This window comes from Faecalibacterium sp. DFI.5.82 (genome assembly GCF_029076575.1).
GTDB lineage: Bacteria > Bacillota > Clostridia > Oscillospirales > Ruminococcaceae > Faecalibacterium > Faecalibacterium duncaniae.
Genome location: NZ_JARFIS010000069.1, coordinates 1 through 460, shown reverse-complemented (window position 1 = coordinate 460; position 460 = coordinate 1). Strand labels below are relative to the sequence as shown.

Here is a 460-nt window from a genome sequence, read left to right as displayed (position 1 = left end):
TCTTTCTGAAATGGCCCGCCCTTCGTTCAATCTCAGGGTCGGCTTGTGATAAAGCAAGTATGGACGGAAAGAAGATGAATTATCCCTAGGTTTTTTCCGGCAGATATGATACACTAGAGCACACAGGATCCAGGAGGAAAAACGATGAACATTCAGATCTTTGGCACCAGCAAGTGCTTTGATACCAAAAAGGCCCAGCGCTATTTCAAGGAGCGGGGCATCAAGTTCCAGATGATCGACCTGAAGGAAAAAGAGATGAGCCGGGGCGAGTTTGAGACCGTGGCCCGTGCGCTGGGCGGCTGGGAGCAGCTGGTGAACCCGGCGGCAAAGGATAAGCAGACGCTGGCCCTGCTGGATGCACTGGTGGATTGGCAGAAGGAGGACAAGCTGTTCGAGAATCAGCAGCTCTTCAAAACGCCCATCGTGCGAACGGCAAAAAGGCCACTGTGGGCTACCAGCC

Annotated in this window: 1 pseudogene; it reads left to right on the top strand. The window is 53.3% G+C overall.

Going from position 1 to position 460, the window contains the following annotated elements:
* Positions 1-144 precede the first annotated feature (144 nt).
* Positions 145-460, top strand: a pseudogene (locus tag P0G09_RS15600) (arsenate reductase family protein); the annotation flags it as partial.